Source organism: Saccharopolyspora rosea (genome assembly GCF_025643595.1).
In the GTDB taxonomy this organism is placed as follows: domain Bacteria; phylum Actinomycetota; class Actinomycetes; order Mycobacteriales; family Pseudonocardiaceae; genus Saccharopolyspora; species Saccharopolyspora rosea.
On record NZ_CP102826.1, the window covers coordinates 5,325,007 to 5,348,663 of the forward strand.

General features: G+C 73.1%; 22 protein-coding genes. 4 read left to right on the forward strand and 18 right to left on the reverse strand.

The features are described 5' to 3' along the window. Nucleotides 1-38 precede the first annotated feature (38 nt). From rimM to NV263_RS24710, 13 genes are all read right to left on the reverse strand, one after another. On the reverse strand, nucleotides 39-572 hold the full coding sequence (gene rimM, locus NV263_RS24650; protein WP_263248999.1) for a ribosome maturation factor RimM: 534 nt from the start codon (nucleotides 570-572) through the stop codon (nucleotides 39-41). 8 nt (nucleotides 573-580) lie between these two features. After that, a complete protein-coding gene (locus tag NV263_RS24655) occupies nucleotides 581-823 on the reverse strand; it encodes an RNA-binding protein (RefSeq protein WP_263249000.1) in 243 nt (80 codons plus the stop codon). Beyond that, on the reverse strand, nucleotides 820-1,272 hold the full coding sequence (gene rpsP / locus NV263_RS24660) for a 30S ribosomal protein S16 (protein ID WP_263249001.1): 453 nt from the start codon (nucleotides 1,270-1,272) through the stop codon (nucleotides 820-822). The genes NV263_RS24655 and rpsP overlap by 4 nt, the downstream gene beginning before the upstream one ends. Nucleotides 1,273-1,514: 242 nt before the next feature. Then, entirely contained in the window at nucleotides 1,515-2,279 is a 765-nt protein-coding gene (locus NV263_RS24665; RefSeq protein ID WP_263249002.1) for a CPBP family intramembrane glutamic endopeptidase, read from the reverse strand. Between the two features lie 106 nt (nucleotides 2,280-2,385). Further along, a complete protein-coding gene (locus tag NV263_RS24670) occupies nucleotides 2,386-3,204 on the reverse strand; it encodes a CPBP family intramembrane glutamic endopeptidase (protein ID WP_263249003.1) in 819 nt (272 codons plus the stop codon). Nucleotides 3,205-3,262: 58 nt separating this feature from the next. Next, entirely contained in the window at nucleotides 3,263-4,336 is a 1,074-nt protein-coding gene (locus NV263_RS24675; RefSeq protein WP_263249004.1) for a metal-dependent hydrolase family protein, read from the reverse strand. Then, entirely contained in the window at nucleotides 4,333-5,874 is a 1,542-nt protein-coding gene (ffh, locus tag NV263_RS24680; protein WP_263249005.1) for a signal recognition particle protein, read from the reverse strand. Before ffh ends, NV263_RS24675 begins: the two co-directional genes overlap by 4 nt. 231 nt (nucleotides 5,875-6,105) lie before the next feature. Further along, nucleotides 6,106-7,824, reverse strand: coding sequence for a DEAD/DEAH box helicase (locus NV263_RS24685; protein WP_263249006.1), 1,719 nt, complete (start codon nucleotides 7,822-7,824; stop codon nucleotides 6,106-6,108). A 285-nt stretch (nucleotides 7,825-8,109) separates the two neighbouring features. Continuing rightward, nucleotides 8,110-8,694, reverse strand: coding sequence for an ATP-binding protein (locus tag NV263_RS24690; RefSeq protein ID WP_263249007.1), 585 nt, complete (start codon nucleotides 8,692-8,694; stop codon nucleotides 8,110-8,112). Nucleotides 8,695-9,116: 422 nt separating this feature from the next. After that, nucleotides 9,117-9,455: a P-II family nitrogen regulator gene (locus NV263_RS24695; RefSeq protein ID WP_263249008.1), complete on the reverse strand. Its 339-nt coding sequence runs from the start codon at nucleotides 9,453-9,455 to the stop codon at nucleotides 9,117-9,119. Then, nucleotides 9,452-10,786: an ammonium transporter gene (locus NV263_RS24700; RefSeq protein ID WP_263249009.1), complete on the reverse strand. Its 1,335-nt coding sequence runs from the start codon at nucleotides 10,784-10,786 to the stop codon at nucleotides 9,452-9,454. The genes NV263_RS24695 and NV263_RS24700 overlap by 4 nt, the downstream gene beginning before the upstream one ends. A gap of 102 nt (nucleotides 10,787-10,888) precedes the next feature. Next, a complete protein-coding gene (locus NV263_RS24705) occupies nucleotides 10,889-12,112 on the reverse strand; it encodes a CynX/NimT family MFS transporter (RefSeq protein ID WP_263249010.1) in 1,224 nt (407 codons plus the stop codon). Next, nucleotides 12,109-12,798, reverse strand: coding sequence for a FadR/GntR family transcriptional regulator (locus tag NV263_RS24710; protein WP_263249011.1), 690 nt, complete (start codon nucleotides 12,796-12,798; stop codon nucleotides 12,109-12,111). The genes NV263_RS24705 and NV263_RS24710 overlap by 4 nt, the downstream gene beginning before the upstream one ends. Before the next feature lie 105 nt (nucleotides 12,799-12,903). Between NV263_RS24710 and NV263_RS24715 the strand changes: the two genes are divergently transcribed. After that, nucleotides 12,904-13,164, forward strand: a complete 261-nt coding sequence (locus NV263_RS24715; protein WP_263249012.1) for an alpha/beta fold hydrolase — start codon at nucleotides 12,904-12,906, stop codon at nucleotides 13,162-13,164. On the opposite strand, the gene NV263_RS24720 is transcribed toward NV263_RS24715, so the two are convergent. Together NV263_RS24720 and ftsY are read right to left on the reverse strand one after the other, a co-directional pair. Next, nucleotides 13,142-14,203 carry a zinc-dependent alcohol dehydrogenase family protein gene (locus tag NV263_RS24720; RefSeq protein WP_263249013.1) on the reverse strand — a complete coding sequence of 354 codons (1,062 nt, stop codon included), beginning with the start codon at nucleotides 14,201-14,203 and terminating at the stop codon, nucleotides 13,142-13,144. The two genes, NV263_RS24715 and NV263_RS24720, sit on opposite strands and share 23 nt — an antisense overlap. Nucleotides 14,204-14,261: 58 nt before the next feature. Continuing rightward, complete coding sequence (gene ftsY / locus NV263_RS24725; protein WP_263249014.1) at nucleotides 14,262-15,731, reverse strand: signal recognition particle-docking protein FtsY; 1,470 nt, start codon at nucleotides 15,729-15,731, stop codon at nucleotides 14,262-14,264. A gap of 126 nt (nucleotides 15,732-15,857) precedes the next feature. Here ftsY and NV263_RS24730 point away from each other — a divergent pair, with 126 nt between their 5' ends. Together NV263_RS24730 and NV263_RS24735 are read left to right on the forward strand one after the other, a co-directional pair. Beyond that, nucleotides 15,858-17,033 (forward strand): anhydro-N-acetylmuramic acid kinase, encoded by a 1,176-nt coding sequence (locus tag NV263_RS24730; RefSeq protein WP_263249015.1) that lies wholly within the window; start codon nucleotides 15,858-15,860, stop codon nucleotides 17,031-17,033. Continuing rightward, nucleotides 17,009-18,490: a sodium:solute symporter gene (locus NV263_RS24735; protein ID WP_263249016.1), complete on the forward strand. Its 1,482-nt coding sequence runs from the start codon at nucleotides 17,009-17,011 to the stop codon at nucleotides 18,488-18,490. The genes NV263_RS24730 and NV263_RS24735 overlap by 25 nt, the downstream gene beginning before the upstream one ends. A gap of 31 nt (nucleotides 18,491-18,521) precedes the next feature. Here NV263_RS24735 and NV263_RS24740 read toward each other — a convergent pair whose 3' ends face one another. After that, a complete protein-coding gene (locus tag NV263_RS24740; RefSeq protein ID WP_263249017.1) occupies nucleotides 18,522-19,109 on the reverse strand; it encodes a hypothetical protein in 588 nt (195 codons plus the stop codon). Nucleotides 19,110-19,307: 198 nt separating this feature from the next. On the opposite strand from NV263_RS24740, the gene NV263_RS24745 reads away from it, so the two are divergent. Continuing rightward, entirely contained in the window at nucleotides 19,308-19,598 is a 291-nt protein-coding gene (locus NV263_RS24745; protein WP_263249018.1) for a zf-HC2 domain-containing protein, read from the forward strand. Here the strand turns inward: NV263_RS24745 and smc are convergent. Beyond that, on the reverse strand, nucleotides 19,518-23,192 hold the full coding sequence (gene smc, locus NV263_RS24750; protein WP_263249019.1) for a chromosome segregation protein SMC: 3,675 nt from the start codon (nucleotides 23,190-23,192) through the stop codon (nucleotides 19,518-19,520). The two genes, NV263_RS24745 and smc, sit on opposite strands and share 81 nt — an antisense overlap. 104 nt (nucleotides 23,193-23,296) lie before the next feature. After that, the gene (locus NV263_RS24755; RefSeq protein WP_263249020.1) at nucleotides 23,297-23,581 is read right to left on the reverse strand and encodes an acylphosphatase; all 285 of its coding nucleotides are present in this window, start codon (nucleotides 23,579-23,581) and stop codon (nucleotides 23,297-23,299) included. Nucleotides 23,582-23,657: the final 76 nt, after the last annotated feature.

Genomic DNA, 23,657 nt, shown 5'->3' on the forward strand with positions numbered 1-23,657 from the left:
GGCCTCGGATGTTTCGAGCGTGGAGTCGACACGGCCGGTCAGCCCGCGTCGAGCAGGCCCTCCGGAGGATCGACGACGAGCCGTCCGGCGGCGAGGTCGACCTCGGGGACGATCTCGGAGACGAACGGCACCAGGACTTCGCGGTCGTCGGAGGTGCGGACCGCCAGCAGTTCCCCGCCGGGCGTGTGCACCACCTCGCGGACCACGCCCACCTCGGCGCCGGACACCTGGACCACCCGGAGACCTTCCAGCTCCAGGTCGTGGAACTCGTCCGGGTCGTCGGTGGGTTCGAGTTGGTCGCTGCGCACCGTGAGCACCGCGCCGCGCAGCGCCTCGGCGGCTTCCCGGCCCTCGACGCCCTCGGCGCGCACGAGCAGCCGCCCGGCATGCGGCCGGGCGGCTGCCACGGTGAACACCTCGTCGCGTGCGGCGCCGCGGCGCCGAGCTCCGAGCACGGCGCCGGGGGCGAACCGCAGCTCCGGGCTGTCGGTCAGCACCTCGACCACGAGCTCGCCCTGCACACCGTGCGGCTTGACGACGCGCCCCACGGCGAGGGTTTCGTGCTCGCTCATGATCGCGCTCAGCGGTCGGTGTCGACCACGTCGACCCGGATGCCGCGACCGCCGATGCCGGACATGACCGTCCGCAGCGCCGTCGCGGTCCGGCCGCTGCGGCCGATGACCTTGCCCAGATCGTCGGGGTTGACGTGCACCTCCAGGGTGCGCCCCCGACGGGTCGTGAGGAGCTGGACGCGCACGTCGTCCGGGTTGTCGACGATGCCGCGCACCAGGTGCTCAAGCGCGTCCGCGAGGACCGTCGTCACGCCTGGCCTTCCTCGGACTTCTGCTCCTCGGCCTTCTGCTCCTCGGCCTTCTCAGCCTTGGCGCCGCCCTTCTTCTTCGGGGTGACGGCCTCGACCGAGGGCTCCTCGTTGGCGGCGGCCAGCGCAGCCTCGAACAGCTCCTGCTTGGACGGCTTGGCCTCGGCGACCTTCAGCTTGCCCTCGGCGCCCGGCAGGCCCTGGAACTTCTGCCAGTCACCGGTGATCTCCAGGATGTTGCGCACCGGCTCGGTCGGCTGCGCACCGACGCCCAGCCAGTACTGCGCGCGCTCGGAGTTGACCTCGATGCGGCTCGGGTTCTCCTTCGGGTGGTACTGGCCGATCGTCTCGATCGCCCGGCCGTTGCGGCGGGTGCGGGCGTCGGCGACCACGATGCGGTAGTGCGGCTCGCGGATCTTACCGATCCGCGCCAGCTTGATCTTCACAGCCACGGGTGGTGGTGCTCCTCGGACTCTCGTTCGTGCTTCGGTGAGCATGCCACGCCGCGTGGGGCAACGGATGGACTGCTCATACGTCAACGGCCACGGACGGTGAGAGGGACCGCTCGCGGCGAACAGCTCCCCATTGTGCCAGACCTGGTCGGCGCCGGGCCGGGCGCCCACCGCCTCGGCGCCCGTCCTCGACGCAGCCGCGCCAGCAGCGCACCCCGTGCCCCCGGGGCGGAGGCGGGCGCTCAGGCGGGCATCAGGCCCAGGGAGATCAACAGCAGCCCCAGCGCGGGCAGGAAGTTGTTGACCTGGTGGGCGACCACGCTGGCGGTGAGCGAGCCGGTGACCATCCGGGCCACGCCGATCGGGATCGCGATCACCAGCAGCAGCACGGTGCGGTCCGGTTCGAGGTGTCCGATGGCGAACAGCGCGGTGCTGAGCAGGAACACGTTGAGCTGGCTCCACCGCAGGCGTTCCATCGCGCCCCACAGCAGTCCTCGGTACAGCACCTCCTCGCACACCGGGGCCAGCAGCCAGACGTGCAGGAAGATCACGACCGCGAGGGCCGGCGGCAGCTTGACGCCGTCGAGCAGGCCGCTCACCGTCGAATGCGCGTTCTGCGGTCCCATCCACCGGGTCCACAGCGTCGTCGCGATGGTCGTGCTGACCAGGCCGACCGCCCCGATGCTCAGCCCGGTGGTGACGTCGGACCAGCGCCATTGCAGGCCGAAGTCCAGGCGCGGCCCGTTGCCGCGGACGACCGTGATCGCCACGGCCACCAGCGCGGCGACGACCGTCGGCAGGATCAGCGTCACGACGATCGCGAGGGCGTCGGGAGTACCGAAGATCGCTGCGAGCACCACCGAGACCAGCACGAAAACGGCCTGGGCGAAGAAGAACGCACCGAGCCCCCACCGGTGCGTGCGGACCGGCGAGGGCTCGGGCGGCGGTTCGGTGGTGCTTGCGGGCAGCGGCGCGTGCTTGGTCGGTTCAGGTTGTGCAGCGTTCACGGGCGCCTCCGTGGTGCCTTGGCGGCTGCCGGGCCCGCCCCGGCTTCCTTGCGGTGTTCGAACACCGACGGAGACGCCAGGTTACTCCCGCAACGTGTCCCGGTGATCACCCCGCGGCGGCGAACAGCAGGAGAGCGGGCAAGAAGTTGTTGGTGGCGTGGGCGACCACGCTGGCCCCGACCCTCCCGGTGATCATCCGCGCGCTGCCGATCGCCAGACCGCTGAAGAACAGCACCGGCGTCCGCCACGCCTCCTGGTGGATCAGCGCGAAGATCAACGAGGTCAGCACGAGGACGACGTAGCGCGGCACGCGGTAGTGCTCCAGGGCTCCCCACAACGCGCCGCGCATGAGCAGTTCCTCGGTGAGCGGGGCGCCGATGAACGCGAACAGCGCGAACAGGAACAGCCAGACCGTCCGCTCGCCGTGCATCAGCCGGGTCAGCCCGGTGGCCGGTGGCGGGCCGGAGAACTTGATCGCGATCAGGGTCAGCACCCACGAGCCGACCAGGGCGATGGCGCCGCACGCCAGCCCGACCCGGAAGTCGCGGCGGCGCGGCAGCAGGCCGAAGTCCGAGCGCAGGCCGCGGCCCTTCCACCAGGAGAACACCGCCGGGACCAGGCCGAGCAGGATGTTCGGGGCGAAGGACAGCAACAGCAGCGGACCGGTCTGCGGAGGCCGGGCCGGGTCGAACCCGCCGGAGTGCGTGGGCCGCGCGGCGCCGAGGACCAGCACGACCAGGTAGTAGCCGCCGTAGCCGAGGAAGAACGCCAGGAACCCCCAGGCCAGCGAGCCGCGGCGGGCGGCCTCCAGGTGGGCCTCCCAGAAGCGCGGGTGCGCGTCGCCGGTGGTGTCCTCGACCGGGCGCATCGGTTCGGGCTCGAAGGCCGGAACATCGTGCCGCGGCTGCTCGTCGGACTGGTCCACCTCTGCTCCCCTCGACCATCCCAGCGTAAGCCGGAGGGCCGGGGCGGGGCGGCGCTGCTCAGGCGACCGGACGGCCGCGCAGCACGATCCGACTCGGGTGGGCGAGCACGCCGAGGTCCTTGCGCGGGTCGGCGTCGTAGCAGACCAGGTCGGCCACCGCGCCGTGCTCCAGGCCGGACCAACCGAGCCAGTCGCGGGCCGCCCACGACGCGGCGCCCAGCGCCTGCTCGGCGGACATGCCGACGCGGTGCAGCGCGGCGACCTCGTCGGCGAGCCGGCCGTGCGCGATGCCGCCGCCCGCGTCGGTGCCCGCGTAGACCGGCACGCCCGCCTCGATGGCCTTGGCGACCGTGCGGTCGCCGCGCCGGTAGAGGTCGGTCATGTGCGCGGCGTAGTCCGGGTACTTGACCGCGGACTCGGCGAACGACGGGAAGTTCTCGATGTTGATCAGCGTCGGGACCAGCGCGGTGCCGTGCCGCGACATCAGCTCGACGGTCTCGTCGGTCAGACCGGTGCCGTGCTCGATGCAGTCGATGCCCGCCGAGATCAGCCCCGGCAGCGCGGCCTCGCCGAAGACGTGCGCCGTGACCCGGGCTCCCTTGCGGTGCGCGACCGCGATCGCCTCGGCCAGCACCTCGTCGGTCCACAGCGGCGCGAGGTCACCGACCGAGCGGTCGATCCAGTCGCCGACCAGCTTCACCCAGCCGTCGCCGTCCTCGGCCTGCGCGGCGACGGCCGCGGGCAGCTGCTCCTCGGCTTCGAGCTCGTCGGCCAGGTGCCGGATGTAGCGCTTGGGACGGGCGAGGTGCCGACCGGCGCGGATGATCCGGGGCAGGTCTTCGCGCTCCTGCAACGGCCGCGTGTCGATCGGCGCGCCGCAGTCGCGCACCAGCAGCGTGCCCGCCTCGCGGTCGGTCTCGGCCTGGACCGCGGCCTCGTCGAGCCCGACCGGGCCGTCGCTGCCGATGCCGACGTGGCAGTGCGCGTCGACCAGGCCGGGCAGCAGATAGCCGCCGTCGAACACGGTGTCCGCGCCGGGCACCGGGTCGAGGCTGATCAGCCCGTCGCGGACCCACAGGTCGCGGTGCTCGCCGTCGGGGAGGACCACTCCCCGAAGGTGCAGCGCGCTCACTTCTTCTTGCCGCCGAAGTTCAGCTTCGACGGGTCGAAACCGGCGGGCAGGTCGTTGAGGCCGCCGCCCTCCAGCTTGGACAGGTCGGGGCCGCCGCCGAAGCCACCACCGGGCAGTGCCGGGAAGCCGCCGGGCATACCGCGCAGGCCCTTCGGCTGGGTCGGGCCCTTGCCCTTGCCCTTCTTCCCCTTCTTGCCCTTCTTGGTCTTGCGCTTGGTGCCGCCGCCGAAACCGCCGAACTGGCCCGCCATCTGCTGCATCATCTTGCGGGCCTCGAAGAACCGGTTGACCAGGTCGTTGATGTCGCTGACCGTCACGCCGGAGCCGCGGGCGATGCGCTGCCGCCGGGAGGCGTTGATGATCTTGGGATCGGCCCGCTCGGCGGGCGTCATGCCGCGGATGATCGCCTGGATGCGGTCCAGGTGCTTCTCGTCGAAGTTGGCCAGCTGGTCCTTCATCTGGCCGGCACCGGGGAGCATGCCCAGCAGGTTCTGCAGCGGTCCCATCCGGCGGACCGCCTGCATCTGCTCCAGGAAGTCCTCCAGGGTCAGCTCGCCGGAACCGAGCTTGGCCGCGGCCTGTTCGGCCTGCTCGGCGTCGAACGCCTGCTCGGCCTGCTCGATGAGGGTGAGCACGTCGCCCATGCCCAGGATCCGGCTGGCCATCCGGTCCGGGTGGAAGACGTCGAAGTCGCCGAGCTTCTCGCCGTTGGAGGCGAACATGATCGGCTGGCCGGTCACCTGGCGCACCGAGAGCGCGGCACCGCCGCGCGCGTCGCCGTCGAGCTTGGTGAGCACCACGCCGTTGAAGCCGACCCCGTCGCGGAACGCCTCCGCGGTGGTCACCGCGTCCTGGCCGATCATCGCGTCGAGGACGAACAGGACCTCGTCCGGCTTGATCGCGTCCCGGATGTCGGCGGCCTGCTGCATCATCTCCTGGTCGACGCCCAGGCGGCCCGCGGTGTCGACGATCACCACGTCGTGCTGGCTGCGGCGGGCCTCCTCGATGCTGCGGCGGGCCACCTCGACCGGGTCGCCGACGCCGTTGCCCGGTTCGGGGGCGTAGACCGGAACACCGGCGCGCTCACCGACGATCTGCAGCTGGTTGACCGCGTTGGGGCGCTGCAGGTCGCAGGCCACCAGCAGCGGGGTGTGGCTCTGCCCGGCCAGCCACTTGGCGAGCTTGCCCGCCAGCGTCGTCTTACCGGAGCCCTGCAGACCCGCGAGCATGATCACGGTCGGCGGGGTCTTGGCGAACTCCAGCCGCCGCGTCTCGCCGCCGAGGATGCCGATCAGCTCCTCGTTGACGATCTTGACGACCTGCTGGGCCGGGTTCAGCGCCTGCGAGACCTCGGCACCCTTGGCGCGCTCCTTGACACCCTTGATGAAGCTGCGCACCACGGGGAGAGCCACGTCGGCTTCGAGCAGGGCGATGCGGATCTCCCGCGCGGTGGCGTCGATGTCGGCGTCGGAGAGCCGCCCCTTGCCGCGCAGGTTCGTCAGGACCGAGGTGAGCCGGTCGGAAAGAGTGTCGAACACGGGTTCACGGGCTCCAGAGTCGATGGGTGTACCTGGGTACCTATGCGAGGGTAACCGCCGCCAGAACCCCCCTGACGCGAAGCGTCCCAGAAGACTGCGGCGCGAAGCGCCTCGGTGGGGGCGGTGGCCGGGCGACAGACGCGAAGCGTCCCATAAGACCGCGGCGCGGAGCGCCCCGTGGGATCGCTCCGCGCCCTCCGGTGTCCTGGCGGCGGGGGACCCGCCCGGGCCTCAGGCGACGTCGCGGTCGCGGGAGCGGCGCTTGCCCGCGACGGACGCCGCGGACTGCGGCGAGCGCTGGCCCTTGCGGTGCGGTTTCGGCTTGTCCCGGCCGGGGCGGCGGGGACGTCGCGAGATGGCCTCGCCGTCGGCCCGGGTGATCCGCAGCCCGCGACCGGCGACCTGGGTCTTGCGCAGCCTGCTGAGCAGCTCGTCCGGCAGGCCGGCGGGCAGCTCGATCAAGGTGTGCTCGGCGCGGATGTCGATGTGGCCGATGTGCTTGCTGGCCAGGCCGCCCTCGTTGGCGAGCGCGCCGACCAGGGCGCGCGGGGTGACCCGGTTGCGGCGGCCGACCTCCACCCGGTACGTCTCGGTGTCCGAACCGGCGGGCTCGAAGGAACCGCCGTCGGCCTCCTGCTCGGCCTCGGGCTCCAGCAGCAGCGGCCGGTCGCCCTGCGCCATGCAGGCCAGCGCGGCGGCGATCTCCGCGGCGGGCACCTCGTGGGTGCGCTCGTAGTCCCGCACCAGCTCGCGGAAGGTGTCCAGCCCGCCGGAGTCGAGCGTGTCGGTGATGCGCTGGGCGAACCGCGCCAGCCGCCGCTCGTTGACGGCCTCGGTGCTGGGCAGTTCCATCTGCTCGATGGTCTGCCGGGTGGCGCGTTCGATGTTGCGCAGCAGGTGCCGCTCGCGCGGGGCGACGAACAGGATCGCCTCACCGCTGCGCCCGGCCCGGCCGGTGCGGCCGACCCGGTGCACGTACGACTCGGTGTCGTGCGGGATGTCGTAGTTGAGCACGTGCGAGATGCGCTCGACGTCGAGGCCGCGCGCGGCCACGTCCGTGGCGACCAGGATGTCGAGCCGGCCGTCGCGCAGCTGGCCGATCGTGCGCTCGCGCAGCGGCTGCGGGATGTCGCCGTTGATCGCCGCCGCGCTGAAGCCGCGGGTCTGGAGCTGCTCGGCGAGCTCCTCGGTGACCTGCTTGGTGCGCACGAACACGATCACCGCGTCGAACGGCTCGACCTCCAGGATTCGGGTGAGCGCGTCGAGCTTGCGCGGCCCGCGCACCGGCACGTACCGCTGGTTGATGTTGGTCGCGGTGCTGGTCTTGGTGCGCACCGCGATCTCGACCGGCTCGCGCAGGTAGGACTGGGTGATCTTGCGGACCGCGCCGGGCATGGTCGCCGAGAACAGCGCCACCTGCCTGCTGTCCGGGACCTTCTGCAGGATCGTCTCGACGTCCTCGATGAAGCCCATGCGCAGCATCTCGTCGGCCTCGTCGAGCACCAGGTTCCGCAGCCCCGCCGGGTCGAGGGAACCCTTGTTGAGGTGGTCGATCAACCGGCCGGGGGTGCCGACGACGACGTGCGCGCCGCGGCGCAGCCCGGCCAGCTGCGGGCCGTAGCTCTGCCCGCCGTAGATCGGCAGGACGTGGAAGCCGGGCAGGTGCGCGGCGTAGCGCTGGAACGCCTCGGAGACCTGCAGCGCCAGTTCGCGGGTCGGCGTCAGCACGAGCGCCTGCGGAGTGGTCAGGTCCAGGTCGAGGCGGGACAGGATCGGCAGCGCGAACGCCGCGGTCTTGCCGGTCCCGGTCTGGGCGAGCCCCAGCACGTCCTGCCCGGCGAGCAGGTGGGGGATCGTTTTCTCCTGGATCGGCGAGGGGCTCTCGTAACCGAGCTCGCCGAGCGCTCGGAGCACGCGGGAGTCGAGGTCGAGTTCATCGAAGGTGGGCATGCTGGAAGCAGGTCTCCTCAGGGGGTCGTCGGGGGCTGATGTCCGCGCCGAACCTGGTGCTGCCCGCCGGGAATCGGGGTGGTCGGAGGCAGTCCGGGGCTCCGCCGCGCACGGCGTGCCGCTTGCGCTCGTCGAACCGCGCACACCTGGACCCACACCCTGTTGCCAGTCACTCGCAGCTCGATGATCTCAGCCAGGCGCGGCGACCGGCCGCCGCACCGGTGGTCCAGCCTAACGATCGCCGCGCGCGGGTGCCGAGGTGCCCCGCTGGCAACGGGACGCAGGTCACTCGGCGACGTCGAGGCGGAGTCCGTCGGCGACGTCATCGCGGGTGAGCAGGTGGACGCTCGGCCAGCCGCGCGGGCGGCGGCCGGCGCGCAGCCTCCGGTGCACGCGTTCGGCGCGCTGCGCGTGGCGCAGGAACGAGCGCGGCCGGATCAGCCTGCCGCGCACCCGCTGCCCGGCCAGCGCTTCGGTCGGATCGGCGTGCAACCACACCAGCACCCGTTGCCGACGGGTCAGCGCCGCGACCGCGAGCAGCAGCCCGCGCGTCGTGGCGCGGGTCGCGGGTTCGTGCGCGAGCACCGGCCCGCCGCGCGACAGGCAGAACCAGGCGATCCGGCTGCGGTGGACCAGGTGCACGAACGGCCGGTACCAGCGGTAGCGCAGGCGCGCCGGGAGGAGGCGGCGCAGCCGTCCCCGGACCTGCTCGGAATCCAGCACCGCGACGTCGGCGTCCGTGCGCAGCTTCGCCAGCGCGGTGGTCTTGCCCGCGCCCGGCACGCCCGCCAGCACGACCAGCGACCGCCGCCCGACGCGCACCGTCGGCGGCGAGTCGGCGGCAACGCGAGGAACATCCGGATTGTCCACAACGCGTTCCAGACTACGCGTGCGCCGATCTTGGGACCCGCGAATCGTGGCGGCGGCCACGCGCGGCGCGGGATGTGAAGCCGGCGGTGGCTCGCCTCCCCTTCGAGCCACCCCGGCGCCCCCTCGCGGCCACCCGGCGCCTCCCCTGCGCCGGCCCTGCCGGGCCTCCCCCCCGGCGGCCGCGGATGCGGTGGTCCACGTCCGGTTCCGCTCCCCGCCCGACCCCCAGCACGGGCGGGACGCCTCCCGGTTCCCCCTGATCACCGCGTCGCACCCAGAAGTCTGCCGGTCCCCGCCCGCGCGCGAGACCGTGATGCCCCCTGAACCGGGCTGCGTAGTGTTACGCATTCCCCGGGAGCAGCCGCACGCGGACGGGGCGCGAGCCGCGTCGGCTCGCGCCCCGTCCGGGATGCGGTGTGCGTTCAGATCGCCGCGTCGCCGGTTTCCCCGGTGCGGACTCGGACGACGGTGTCCACCGCGGTCACCCAGACCTTGCCGTCACCGACCCGGCCGGTGCGGGCGGCGGTGACGATGCCGTCCACCACCTTGTCCGCGGTGGAGTCCTCGACGAGCACTTCCAGGCGCAGCTTGTCGATGAAGTCGACGGCGTACTCCGCGCCCCGGTAGACCTCGCGGTGCCCCTTCTGCCGCCCGTAGCCCTGCGCCTGGCTGACCGTCATGCCGAGCACGCCGAGCCTGGCCAACGCCTCCTTCAGATCATCAAATTTGGACGGTTGCACGATGGCGGTGACCAGTTTCATGCCCGGCTGCCCTCCAGTTCGCGTTCCACGTCACCGACCGCGGACCGGGTGCGGGCGGAGTGGCCCTCCCCGAAGTGGTAGGCGGTCTCGGCGTGCTGCGTCTCGTCGATGCCGACGGTCTCGTGCTCCTCGCTCACCCGGAACCCGAGGACGGCCCTGACGACCAGTGCGATCACCAGGCTGAGGACGAAGGAGTAGACCAGCACCGACACCGCGCCGACCGCCTGCCGCCACAGCTGGTCGAACCCGCCGCCGTAGAACAGGCCGTTCTTGCCCGCCGGCGCGGCGTCCGAGGCGAACAGCCCGACCAGCAACGTGCCGACCAGACCGCCGACCAGGTGGACGCCGACGACGTCGAGCGAGTCGTCGTAGCCGAACCGGAACTTGAGGCTGACCGCCAGCGCGCACACCGCCCCGGTGATCGCGCCGACCGCGATCGCGCCGACCGGCGTCACCGAGGAGCACGCCGGGGTGATCGCGACGAGACCGGCGACGATGCCCGAGGCCGCGCCGAGGGTGGTCGCGTGGCCGTCGCGGAGGCGCTCCACGAGCAACCACCCCAGCATCGCCGCGCTCGTGGCGACCAGCGTGTTGACCAGCACCACGGCCGCCGTCCCGTCGGCCTTGAGCGCCGAACCGGCGTTGAAGCCGAACCAGCCGAACCACAGCAATCCCGCACCGAGCACGACGAACGGCAGGTTGTGCGGCTTGCCGGGGTCCTTGGGCCAGCTCCGGCGGCGGCCGAGCACCAGCGCCAGCGCCAGCGCCGCCGCGCCCGAGTTGATGTGCACCGCGGTGCCACCGGCGAAGTCGATGGCCTGCAACCGGTTGGCGATCCAGCCGCCCGGTGAGGTCACGGCACCCCCCGCGCCGGTCTCGTCGAAGTCGAAGACCCAGTGCGCCACCGGGAAGTACACCAGCACCGCCCACAGACCCGCGAAGGCCAGCCACGGGCCGAACCGGGTGCGGTCGGCGATGGCGCCGGAGATCAGCGCGACCGTGAGGATCGCGAACATCGCCTGGAACCCGGCGAAGGCCAGCGTCGGGATCGTGCCGGACAGGTGGTCCGGGGCGAGCAGGTTCCCGAGACCGGCGAACTCGGTGGGATCACCGAGCAGCCCGATCCCGCCGAGGTCGCGCCCGAAGGCCGCGGAGTAGCCGAACAGCACCCACAGCACACCGACGACGCCGATCGCCCCCAGGCTCATCATGAGCATGTTGAGCACGCCCCGGGAGCGCACCATGCCGCCGTAGAAGAACGCGAGTCCGGGCGTCATGAGCAGCACCAAGGCCGCGCTCACGAGCACCCACGCGGTGTCGCCTGAATTCACAATGCCTCCCCGTGCGGACCGAGTTGGCCGCGATCCTGGGGAACGGCTGTTTCCGGCGACGCCACCGCGGTGTTTCCGCGCCGTGAAATCAGACCTGGGTTGTTACGGCCGCGTTGACCCGCGGACCGAGACGACCTCCCGCGGGCGCCCGGCCAGCGCACCAGCCCACAGCCACCCGGCGCAGCACGCCACGAGCAGCGCGAGCGGGACCGTCCAGTTCCCGGTCACGTCGTAGGCGAAACCGATGAGCAGCGGGCCGACCGCGGCGATCAGGTAGCCGCCGCCCTGGGCCATGCCGGACAGCGCCGCCGTGGTGTCGCTGTCCGGGGAACGCAGCCCGAACAGCGTCAGCGCCAAGGCGAACGCGCCGCCCTGGGCGTAGCCGAGCAGCACCGTCGCCGCCCACACCCCGGTCGGCGCCGGGCCGAGCAGGATCCCGGCGAACCCGAGCGCGATGAGCACCGCGAGGACGGCGGCGATCCACCGCTGGTCGCGCGTGCGCTTGATGAACAGCGGCACGGTCATCGACCCGACGGCCTGCACCGCCGCCTGCACGCCGAGCGCCAACCCGGCGACCTCGGGACCCATGCCCCGACTGGTCACCATGGTCGGCAACCAGCCGAACACCACGTAGGCCATGGCCGACTGCAGGCCCATGAACACGGTGACCTGCCAGGCCAGCGGGCTGCGCCACAACCGCCCCGGGCGGGACGGCTGCGGTGCCGCGCCGGAGCTGTGCCGCAGCGCGAACGCGCTGATCACCAGGGCGACCAGCACCGGGGCGGCCAACAGCCCGAGCGGCGCCTGCCAGGTCGAGCCGAGCGCGTCGCCCAGCGGCACGACGATGCTGGCCGCGACCGCGCCGCCCAGCGTCAGGCACATCGTGTACGCGGCGGTGATCACCGGCACGTTGTGCGGGAAGTCCCGCTTGATCAGACCGGGCAGCGCGACGTTGGCGACCGCGATGCCCGCGCCGACCACGACGGTGCCCAGCAGCAGCGCCCAGACCGAACCCACCGCGCGCAGCAGGTTGCCGACCAGCAGCACGACCAGGCATCCGACCAGGACCTTCTCGTCGCCGAACCGCTGGCGCAGGGTCGGCGCCAGGAACGCGAAAACGCCGAGGCACACCACCGGCAACGTGGTGAGCACGCCGCTGAACGTGGTCGACACGCCGAGGTCGTGCTGGATCCGCTCCAGCAGCGGCGCCACCGCCGTGAACGGCGGCCGCAGCGCCACGGCCACCAGGACGATCAGCACGATGGTCGCCACCGCCGCCGTGCCCTTCGGGCGCGTGGGCGCGGGCTCGACTCGGGTGCTGCTCACGTCTCCCCCTCTTCCTTCTCCAACACGCCGCACAGCGAGGTCAGGCCCGGTTCGATCACCGAGCGGGCCGCCGCGGCGGCGGCCTCCTCGTCGCGGGCCTCGATCGCGTCGACCAGCGCGCGGTGCGCGCACGGACCGGACTCCACCAGCTCCTCGTGCGAACGCAGCGCCTCCAGGCTGTCCCGCAGCCGCCCGAGCAGGTAGCGGTACATCTCCAGCAGCAGCGGGTTGCGCGCGACTTCCACCACGGTGCGGTGGAAGTCCGTCTCCGCCCTGCCGAACTCCTGGGGCGTGCGCGCCCGGTCGCGCAGGTCGAGCAGGCCGCGCAGCCGCTCGACGTCGGCCTCCTCGCGGCGCCGCGCCGCCAGCCGGGCGGCCTGCACGTCGTAGGCGAGCTGGACCTCGAACACGTCGCGCACCTCGGCCAACCGCATCTGCCGCAGCATCGGGACCGGGTCCGCGGTGCTGACCACGAACGTCCCGGCGCCCTGCCTGCTCTCCAGCGTGCCGAGGTGCACCAACGCGCGGACCGCCTCCCGGACCACCGCCCGGCTCACGCCGAGCTCGGCCACGAGCTCCTGCTCGGTCGGGATCCGCTCGCCGGGGCGCCACGCCCCGGCGGCCAGCTGCTCGTTGAGCTGCGCGATGACCTCCTCCACGGAGGACCGCCTGCCGATCGCGCGCATGGTGCCCACCTCCTCGCCGGTGACACGATAGGTTGGGCATCAGACGTCTGACAAATTTCGGGGCACCATGCAGCAGCGGTTCGCGGAACGCTCGACGACATCCGGTTGTCGCTGACCGTCCGGACCGGCCCGGGCATCGACGAGCACCGCCCGGATCTCGACGGCTACGGCCGGATCGACGCCCCGGTGACGCTCCTGGTCGGTTCCGAGTCGGAGAACACCCGCCCGTACGGCCCGCCGTTCGCGGCGGTCGCCGCCGCGATGCCGCGGGCCCGCGTGGCGCGGCTGCCCGGCCAGGGCCACCTGGCGCACCTGACCGGACCGGACGTGCTGTCCCGCGCGATCAACGAGGCCCTTCGCGGGTGAGGTCGACGACCGCGACCCCGGCGGCGCCCGGGACCGGGTCGTCCATCGCCGCGAGGGCGTGCGGGGCCTCGTCCAGGGTGATCCGGCGTCCGATGAGCCCGGCGAGGTCGATGCCCGCGCGCTCGACGAAGTCGAGCATCGCCGGGTACTCGTGCGCCTGGATGCCGTGGCTGCCCAGCAGCACCAGTTCGTCGGCGATCACCCGGTGCATCGGGATCGGCGGCGTGCCCTGCTCCGGCGGCATCAGCCCGACCTGCACGTGCCTGCCGCGCTTGCGCAGGCTCGCCACCGACGCCGCGCAGGTGGCGGGCAGGCCGACGCAGTCGAGGGACAGGTGCGCGCCACCGCCGGTGACGTCCCGCACCTCGGCGGCGGTGTCGGCGCTGCGGGCGGCGTCGACGGTCGCGTGCGCGCCGAGCCGCGCGGCCATGTCGAGGACCTGCTCGGCGGCGTCCACGGCCACCACGCGGGCGCCCGCGGCGAGCGCGAGCAGCACCGCCGACATGCCCGCCCCGCCGCAGCCGTGCACCGCGACCCACTGCCCGGCCGACAGCTCGCCCTGCCGGAACACCGCGCGGTAGGCGGTGCCGAAGCGGCAGCCCAGCGCGGCGGCGGTCACCGCGGGCAGTTCGTCGGGCAGCCGCACCAGGTTCACGTCGGCGTGGTCGAGGGCCACCAGCTCGGCGAACGATCCCCAACCGGAGAAGCCGGGCTGGAACTGCCGGTCGCAGACCTGCTGGTCGCCCCGCGCGCACTGCGGGCACGTCCCGCACGCGCAGATGAACGGCACCGTGACGCGGTCGCCGGGACTCCACCGGCGCACCCGGTCGCCGGTGGCGACCACCCGGCCGGCGAGTTCGTGCCCCGGCACGTGCGGGACCGCGACGTCGGCGTCGTGGCCGCGCCACGCGTGCCAGTCGCTGCGGCACACCCCGGTCGCCTCGACCCGCACCACGACGCCCTCGGGCGTCGGCCGCGGATCGGGGACCTCGTCCACCCGCAGCGGACCGCCGAACTCCTCGAACACCACAGCGCGCACCGGGCCACGATACGGCGCGGCCCCCGCACCCGGTCCGGGGCGGGGGCCGCGTCCGACGTCAGTCGAGCAGGGCGTCGACGAAGGCGCCCGGCTCGAACGGCGCCAGGTCGTCCGGGCCCTCGCCGAGCCCGACGAGCTTGACCGGGACGCCCAGCTCGCGCTGCACCTGGAAGACGATGCCGCCCTTGGCGGTGCCGTCGAGCTTGGTGAGCACGATGCCGGTGACGTCGACGACGTCGGAGAACACCCGGGCCTGGGTGAGACCGTTCTGCCCGGTCGTGGCGTCCAGCACCAGCAGCACCTCGTCGACCTGGGCGCGCTTGTCGACCACCCGCTTGACCTTGCCCAGCTCGTCCATCAGGCCGGTCTTGGTGTGCAGGCGGCCCGCCGTGTCGACCAGCACCGCGTCCACGCCGGTCTCCCCGCCGCGGTCGACGGCCTCGAACGCCACGCTCGCCGGGTCGGCGGCCTCCTTGCCGCGCACGACCTCCGCGCCCACGCGCTCGCCCCAGGTGGCGAGCTGCTCGACCGCGGCGGCGCGGAAGGTGTCCGCGGCGCCCAGCAGCACGGTCCGGCCGTCGGCGACCAGCACGCGGGCGAGCTTGCCGGTGGTGGTGGTCTTGCCGGTGCCGTTCACCCCGACGACCAGCACCACCGCGGGCTTGCCGCCGTTGGCGGGGTCGCCGTGCGGCAGGGCGCGCACCGAGCGCTCCATGTCCGGGCCCAACGCGTCGACCAGCACCTCGCGCAGCAGCGCGCGGGCGTCGTCGGCGGTGCGCACGCCCCGGGAGGCGATCTCGGTGCGCAGCCGCTCGGTGATCTCGGTGGTGGTGGCCGCGCCCAGGTCGGCCATCAGCAGGGTGTCCTCGATCTCCTCCCAGGAGTCCTCGTCGAGGTCCCCGGCGCCGAGCAGGCCCAGCAGTCCCTGCCCGAGCGTCGACCGGGAGCGCGACAGGCGACCGCGCAGCCGCTCCAGGCGTCCCGCGGTCGGCTCGATCTGCTCGATCTCCTCGACGCCCTCGGGCTCGGCGGGTTCGGGTTCCGGGGCCGGTTCGGCGCGCTGCGCGGGCACCTCCTCGGCGACCCGGTCCTCCTCGGCGGGGGCCTGCTCGGTCTCCGGTGCTGCGGTGTCCGGCGCTTCGGTCCCCGGCGCTTCGGTGCCGGGCCGCTCGACCGGTTCGGCCGTCGCGGTGCTGCCCTGGCCGTCCGGCAGCGGGACGTCGACGATGCCGCGCCGCTCGCTGTCCCGGGGCACCGCGGCGTCGTCGCCGACACCCGGCTGCCCCTCCACCTCGGTGCGTTCCCCGACGGGGTGCTCCGGCGGCGCGGCGGTGGTGGCGCCGCCGCCGCTGGACAGGCTGATCCCGCCGCCCGCGCGGTACCCCTTGACGGCGTCTTCCTGCTGGGCCTCGTCGCGTTCGCCCAGGCTGATCCGCCGCCGCCGGTTGAGCGCGAGACCGGCCACCACGGCGACCGCCAGCACCACCACGACGACAACGACGATCACAATCACGGTAGAGGTGGTCACCGCTACATCCTCCCACCTGCGCTTTCCGATCTCCCAAGACGCCCCGGAGAGTCATCTCGTGGGCAATTAACCAACGAAGACGGCACGGCGCTTGCTTTCCCGTCCGGTGTGGAATACACCACGGGGATGCGCGTGCTCGGTCTCCTGTCCGGCACGTCGATGGACGGCATCGACGTGGCCGCCGCCGAGCTCGACCTGGCCGGCGACACCGTCGAACTCGTCCCGCTCGGCACCACGACCGTCGACTACCCGCCGCCGCTGCGCGAACGCCTCGTGGCCGCGCTCGCGCCCGGGGGCTGCGACGCGGCCGAGCTGTGCCGCCTGGACACCGAGGTCGGCGAGTGCTTCGGCGCGGCCGCGCGGCTCGCCGGGGACGCCGAGCTGGTCGCGTCGCTGGGCCAGACGCTGCACCACTGGGTGCGCGACGGCCGGGCGCGGGGGACGCTGCAAATCGGCCGACCGGCGTGGATCGCCGAGGCCACCGGACTGCCCGTGGTGGCCGACCTGCGGGCCCGCGACATCGCGGCGGGCGGGCAGGGCGCGCCACTGGCCGCGGTGCTGGACGCGCTGTGGCTCGCCGACGAACCGGGGACCACCGTGGCGCTGAACATCGGCGGGATCGCCAACATCACCGTCGTGGGCGGAGCGGCCTACGACACCGGTCCGGGCAACGCGCTGATCGACCTGGCAGCGGCCCGCGCCACCGGGACCGCGCAGGACACCGGCGGACGGCTCGCCGCGGCCGGCGCGGTGCGGGCGGACCTGCTCGACGTGCTGCTCGCCGACCCCTACTACCGGCGGCCGGCGCCGAAGTCGACCGGCAAGGAGCACTTCGACGCCGACCACCTGGCGCGGGCGCTCGACGAGGTCGACCCCGTCCGGGACGTCGACCTGCTGGCGACGCTCACCGAGCTCACCGCGGTCACGATCGCCCGGGCGTGCCGCGCCGAGGGCGCGACGAAGGTGGTCGCCTCCGGCGGCGGGGTCCGCAATCCGGTGCTGCTGCGGGCGCTGCGCGCGCACCTGGGCGTCCCGCTGGTGGTCAGCGACGAGCTCGGCCTGCCGTCCGACGGCAAGGAGGCGTACCTGACCGCGCTGCTCGGGTTCCTCACCTGGAACGGCGTTCCCGGCAACACGCCGAGCACGACGGGGGCCGCCGGACCCCGGCTGTTGGGCAGCATCACTCCCGGGTCCGGCCCGCTGCGCCTGCCGGAACCCGCCACCCGTCGGCCGCGGCGGCTGCGCGTCCGCCCCGGCCACTCCCCCGAGGAGGCGTCATGCGTTCCGTCGACGTCGTGGTGATCATCCTCTACCTGGTCGCCATGCCGGTGCTCGGGGTGGTGCTGAGCGGGCGGCAGCGCAGCGCGCAGGACTACTTCGTCGGCAGCAGGCAGCTGCCGTGGTGGGCGGTGTGCTTCTCGGTGGTGGCCACCGAGACCTCGACGCTGACGGTGATCAGCGTGCCGACGGTGGCCTACCTCGGCGCGTTCAGCTACCTCCAGCTGGCGATCGGCTACCTCATCGGCCGGATCGTGGTCGCGTTCGTGCTGCTGCCCCGCTACTACGCCGGGAACCTGGTCAGCGCCTACGCCTTCCTCGGCGAACGCTTCGGGCCCGGGCTGCAGGGCGTCGCGTCGGTGACGTTCCTGGTGACCCGGTTGCTGGCGGACGGGCTGCGGCTGTTCGCCACTGCCATCCCGGTCAAGGTGATGCTGCAGATCTTCCAGGTGGACATCTCGTACTGGCAGATCGTGCTGGCGCTGGCCGCGCTGACGGTGGTCTACACGTACCTGGGCGGCATCCGGGCGGTGGTGTGGGTCGACGTGATCCAGATGGGCGTCTACGTGGGCGGCGCGGTGCTGGCCGCGATCGTGCTGGCGACGCGGCTGCCCGCGGACTGGCTGTCCACGGCGTGGCACGCGGGCAAGTTCGAGGTGCTGGACTTCTCGTCGTCGGTCATCACCCAGCAGTACTCGTTCGTCGCGGCCGTGGTCGGCGGCGCGGTGTTCGCGATGGCCTCGCACGGCGCCGACCAGCTGATGGTGCAGCGGCTGCTGGCGTGCCGGGACGTGCGGGACAGCCAGCGGGCGGTCATCGCCAGCGGCGTCGTGGTGGGGCTGCAGTTCACCCTGTTCCTGCTCATCGGCACCATGCTGTGGTCGTTCTTCCGCGGCGCCAGCCCGCAGTCGCTGGGCATGAGCAGCGAGGACGAGCTGTTCCCCCGGTTCATCGTGACCCAGCTGCCGCCCGGCCTGTCCGGGTTGCTCATCGCGGGCATCCTGGCGGCCGCGATGAGCACCCTGTCCGGGTCGCTGAACTCGCTGTCCAGCTCGACCGTCAGCGACCTCTACCAGCGCGTCGCCGGGCGCCGGGCGGACGACTCCGCGGTCCTGCGGATGGGCAAGCTGTGGACGCTGGTGTGGGCCGTGGTGTTCGTGGTGTTCGCGTCGATGTTCAGCAACACGGCGAACCCGGTGGTCGAGGTCGGGCTGAGCATCGCCAGCTACACCTACGGCGCGCTGCTGGGCGCTTTCCTGCTGGGCCTGCTCATCCGCCGGGCCCGCCAGTCCGACGCCGTGGTCGCGTTCGTGACCACCCTCGTCGTCGTGATCGTCCTGGCCACCGCGGTGCACTTCCCGGACGGCAAGGGCGGTTTCGCCCCGCTCGCCTTCCCCTGGTACACCCCGCTCGGCGTGCTGGTGACGCTCCTCGTCGGCGGCCTGCTCTCACTGCGGCACGCGGGCCGGGAAGAACCGTGATCCGCGCAACGCGCTTTCGCCCGAGAACTCCCTAGACCAGCAGCAGGATCAGCAGCAGCCAGAGGACGAAGACACCGACCATCATGCCGATGGCCAGACCCAGGTTCGGGGTCTGCTGCGGCTGCGGGCCGATCGCGCCGCCGCCGAAGGCGACCGCCGGGGCGCGGTAGAACACGTCGACCTGCTGCCCGGCGCCGACCGGGACGACCGCGGTCGCGTGGCCGAACTTCCACAGGTAGTTGACGTGCACCTGGATGTGGTGCTGCCCGGGCGGCAGGTCGACCGGCGTCCTGCTCCACGCGCCCCGCATCGGGCGGCCGTTGATGGTGACGCTCGGCTTGAACAGCGCGAGCACGAACGCCAGCGGCATGTAGGAGTAGTCCAGCACCACCCGGCCCATGCCGGGCGGGGGCGGGGCCATCGGCTGGCCGAGCGGACCGGCTCCCTGGGGCGGTGGGAAACCGCCCTGCGGCGGCATGCCCTGCGGGGCGCCGGGGTACGGCCTGCCCTGCTGCGGAGTGCCCGGGTACGGCTGGGGAACGGGGCCGGACGGCGGTCCGTACCCCGGCGGGGGTTGTCCTTGCTGGGGATACGGCGGCGGGCCGTACGGACCGGTCATGGGGAGCCTCCTGTTTCGTCTCGCCGACATCCGCGGTGATCGGCCGCCGACCACGCCCGCACGCTCGTAGGCGCGCGGACGTCCGGGTGCGAAGCCGGTGTCGGGCCCACACTAGTGCCCGGTTTCCAGCCCCTTCAGCAGGCGCCCCGGAAAGTCGATGATCACCGTGTCGCCAACCAGACGCAGCGAGGGGCCATCGTGCGCAACGGGATCCACGCCGACGTGCAGAGCAGGTTGGACGCTTATCGCCGCGGAACGCTCGGCGACGTGGAATGGGTGCTGGTGCGCACCCACCTCGCCGAGTGCGGGCGCTGCCGGGCCGCGCTCGCCCGCCCGCTGGTGCCGAACCGCGCGGTGCCGCGCTGGGTGTCGCCGCCCCCGGCCCCCGCGGCGGGCGGCGCGGGCTGGTCAGTCCTGCTCGGCACCACCCTGGTCGCCGTGCTGGTCGTGCTCGGAGTGGGCGTCGCCCTCGCCGCCACCGCCTCCTGATCCGTCCGATGTGGACGGTTCGGCGCGCAGCCGCTGGGAGATCACCTGCGTGATGCCGTCGCCGCGCATCGTCACGCCGTAGAGGGCGTCGGCGATCTCCATGGTCGGCTTCTGGTGCGTGATGATGAGCAGCTGCGAAGTGGCGCGCAGCTGGTCGAGCAGGGTGATCAGGCGCCGCAGGTTGGTGTCGTCCAACGCCGCCTCGACCTCGTCGAGGACGTAGAACGGCGACGGGCGGGCGCGGAAGATCGCCACCAGCATGGCCACCGCGGTCAGCGACTTCTCCCCGCCCGACAGCAGCGAGAGGCGCTTGACCTTCTTGCCCGGGGGACGCGCCTCCACCTCGACCCCGGTGGTCAGCATGTCCTCGGGGTCGGTCAGCGTCAGCCGGCCCTCGCCGCCCGGGAACAGCACGGCGAAGACCTTCTGGAACTCCTCCGCCACGTCCTGGAACGCGGAGCTGAAGACCTCCAAGATCTTCTCGTCGACCTCCTTGACCACGCCGAGCAGGTCGCGCCGGGTCGCCTTGAGGTCCTCCAGCTGGGACGACAGGTACTTGTAGCGCTCCTCCAGCGCGGCGAACTCCTCCAGCGCCAGCGGGTTGACCTTGCCCAGCAGCGACAGGTCCTTCTCCGCGCGCTTGGCGCGGCGTTCCTGGGTGGCGCGGTCGTAGGGCACCGCGGGCGGTTCGCTGACCTGCTCGCCGCGCTCCTTGGCCGCCTCGTACTCGGCCATCTCGGCGGGACTCGGCGGCACCGGCACCGTCGGGCCGTACTCGGCGACCAGGTCGTCCAGGCCGATCCCGAAGTCCTCGATGATCTTGGTTTCCAGCTGCTCGATGCGCAGCCGCTGTTCGGCGCGCACGACCTCGTCGCGGTGCACCGCGTCGGTGAGCTTCTCCAGCTCGCCGCCCAGTTCGCGCACCCGCGAGCGGACGGTGCCGAGCGCTTGCTCGTGCTCGCTCTGCTTGGCCTGCGCGGTGTCCCGCTCCTGCGTCGCGGCGCGCAGCGAGTGCGCGATGCGCTCCAACGCCGCTTCGGCCCCCGCCACGACCGCCTCGGTCACCCGCGCGGCGCGTTCCCGCGCCCGGCGCGCGGCTTCCGCGCGGGCGCGCGCCTCGCGCTCGTGGCGGGCCGCGCGGCGCAGCTGGTCGGCGCGCCCCTGGACGGCGCGGGCGCGTTCCTCGGCGGTGCGCAGGCCCAGCCGCGCGTCCATCTCCTGCTGGCGGACGGTGGTGAGCTCGTTGCCGAGCCGGTCGCGTTCGGCGGTGTCGGGCTCGGCGGCCTCGTCCTGTTCGGACTTGACCACGGCGAGGCGCTCCTCCAGCTCGGCGAGCTCGGCCAGCGCCTCGGCGCGGGACTGCTCGACCTTGGCGCGCTGCTGGCGGAGCCGGTCCACCTCGGCGGTGGCCGAGCGCGCCGCCTTGCGCAGGCTGGAGAGCCGTTCGCTGCTGCGCGCGCGGCTCACCTTGGCTTCGTTGATCTGCTCCTGCACGGCGCGGACCTCGGCGCGCCGCGACTCCTCCTCGGCGCGGGCGCCCTCCAGGGCCGCCGAGTGCTGTTCCAGCCGGCGCTGCGCGGCGGCGAGTTCGCGTTCGGCCTCGTCGACGGCGGCCTGCACCTCGATGACGCTCTGCCCGTCGTCCGAACCGCCGGTCGCCCAGTGCGCGCCGAGGACGTCGCCGGCGCCGGTGACCGCGCGGACCTGCGGGTGGCGGTCGACCAGCTCGCGGGCCGCGGCGAGGTCGTCGACGACCGCGACCCGGTCGAGCACCCGGGTCAGCGCGGGGCGCATCGCCTCCGGCGCGGTGACCAGGTCCACCGCCCAGCGGGCCGAACCACCCAGCTCCGGCCACGCCGACCGGTCCGCGTCCACGGCGGACCCGACGAGGATCCCGGCGCGGCCCGCGTCGTCGGAGCGCAGCAGTTCGAGCGCGGTGACGGCGTCATCGACCCCGCCGACCGCGACCGCGTCGGCGACCGCGCCGAGCGCCGCGGCCAGCGCCACCTCGGCACCGGACTCGACGCCGAGCAGCCCGGCGACCGAGCCGAACAGCCCGGGCACCCGCTCCCCCGCCGCGAGCAGGGCTCCCGCGCCGTCCTTGCGGCGCAGCCCCATGGACAGCGCTTCGACGCGCGCCTTCCACGACGCGATCTCGCGCTCCGCGGCGCGCTCGGACTTGACCAGTTCCTCGACGCGGGCGCGGGCGGCGTCCCGGGCCTCGGCAGCGTTCTCCCGCCGCTCCTGCAGACCGGCGTCGTCCTCGTCGTAGCCGCCGCTGGCCTCCTCGGCGTCGGCGCAGGCGCGCTCGGCTTCCTCGGCGCGCTCGGCGGCCTCCTCCAGAGCGGCGGAGAGCCGTTCGATCTCGTCGGCCGTGGCGCTCGCCTTGCTGCGCATCGACTCGACCTGGCCGGACAGCCGGGCGACGCCCTCGCGGCGGTCGGCGATGGCGCGGACCGCGGCCATGTGCGCCTGTTCGGCCTGCTTGAGCTCGGACTCCAGGTCGGAACGGCGCCGCACCACCTCGTTGAGGGCCTCGCGCGCCTCCTCCATCTGCTCCCGGAGCTCGACCTCCTGCTCGGCGGCCTCCTCGGCTTCGGCCTCCAGCTGGTCGGGGTCGCGACCGGGGCGGTGCTCCTCGACCTGTTCGGTGAGGTGCCGGTGCCGCTCGGCGGCCAGCCGCAGGGTGCCGTTGAGGCGTTCCTCCAGCGCGGACAGCCGGTACCAGGTGTCCTGCGCGCGGGACAGCCGGGGAGCGTCGGCGGCCACCTGCTCCTCAAGGGTCTTCTCCTCGGACTGGGCGAACTGCAGGGCCCGCTCGACCTCCGCGCGCCGGGCCCGCGCCGCCTCCTGATCGGCCTCGTCGCGGGCCAGCTCGGCGCGGGCGGTGACCAGGTCGTCGGCGATCAGGCGCAGCCGGGCGTCGCGCAGGTCGGCCTGCACCGTCTGCGCCTTGCGGGCGATCTCGGCCTGCTTGCCCAGCGGTTTGAGCTGGCGGCGCAGCTCGCTGGTCAGGTCGGTCAGGCGGGTCAGGTTCGCCTGCATCGCGTCGAGCTTGCGCAGCGCCTTTTCCTTGCGCTTGCGGTGTTTGAGGACGCCCGCGGCCTCCTCGATGAGCCTGCGGTGCTCCTCGGGCTTGGCCTGCAGGATGGTCGCCAGCTGCCCCTGGCCGACGATGACGTGCATCTCGCGGCCGATGCCGGAGTCCGACAGCAGCTCCTGGACGTCCATCAGCCGGCACGAGTCGCCGTTGATCTCGTATTCGCTGGCGCCGTCGCGGAACATCCGGCGGGTGATCGAGACCTCGGTGTAGTCGATCGGCAGCGCGCCGTCGGCGTTGTCGATGGTCAGGGTCACCTCGGCGCGGCCCAGCGGGGCGCGGCCCGCGGTGCCGGCGAAGATCACGTCCTCCATCTTGCCGCCGCGCAGCGCCTTGGCGCCCTGTTCGCCCATGACCCAGGTCAGCGCGTCGAGCACGTTCGACTTGCCCGACCCGTTGGGGCCGACGACGCAGGTGATGCCGGGTTCGAAGCGCAGCGTGGTGGCCGAGGCGAAGGACTTGAAACCCTTCAGCGTCAGGCTCTTGAGGTGCACGGCTCCGGTCGACCTTCCCGTGGGGTCCGCGGCGGCCGTCCGCTCCGCCGCATCCGCGGAAGCCTACCGGTGAGCAGGTGCGCGACCGCGCAAGACCACGCGGATCAGCGCTCGACGAAACCGGTCAACCCGCCCCGGGGCGTCGACCACTGCTCGGCCACGTGCTCCACGTGACCGGGCGTGTCGTCGGAGCGGAGCGCGGCCAGCAGCCGCTCGCACGCCTCGCGCGGGCCCTCGGCGACCACCTCGACCCGGCTCGCGGGCAGGTTGGTGGCGCTGCCGACCAGCCCGAGCTCCAACGCCCGCGCTCGCGTCCACCAGCGGAAACCGACGCCCTGCACCCTGCCGTGCACCCATGCGGTGAGTCGTGCCTGTTGCGAGTCCGTCACGGTCGCCCATGATGCCGCACAACCCGGTGATCCCGACGAGTTACCGTGTTCGGCGACCGAGCCGACGAGTGGAACG

What these genes read in the sequence shown, in the direction of transcription:
- NV263_RS24710 (WP_263249011.1), bottom strand. Translation starts at nt 12,798, where the DNA reads ATGCGCGCGATCGGCAGGCGGTCCTCCGTGGAGGAGGTCATCGCGCAG.
- rimM (WP_263248999.1), bottom strand. Translation starts at nt 572, where the DNA reads ATGAGCGAGCACGAAACCCTCGCCGTGGGGCGCGTCGTCAAGCCGCAC.
- NV263_RS24730 (WP_263249015.1), top strand. Translation starts at nt 15,858, where the DNA reads ATGCGCGTGCTCGGTCTCCTGTCCGGCACGTCGATGGACGGCATCGAC.
- NV263_RS24695 (WP_263249008.1), bottom strand. Translation starts at nt 9,455, where the DNA reads ATGAAACTGGTCACCGCCATCGTGCAACCGTCCAAATTTGATGATCTG.
- NV263_RS24735 (WP_263249016.1), top strand. Translation starts at nt 17,009, where the DNA reads ATGCGTTCCGTCGACGTCGTGGTGATCATCCTCTACCTGGTCGCCATG.
- NV263_RS24740 (WP_263249017.1), bottom strand. Translation starts at nt 19,109, where the DNA reads ATGACCGGTCCGTACGGCCCGCCGCCGTATCCCCAGCAAGGACAACCC.
- NV263_RS24685 (WP_263249006.1), bottom strand. Translation starts at nt 7,824, where the DNA reads ATGCCCACCTTCGATGAACTCGACCTCGACTCCCGCGTGCTCCGAGCG.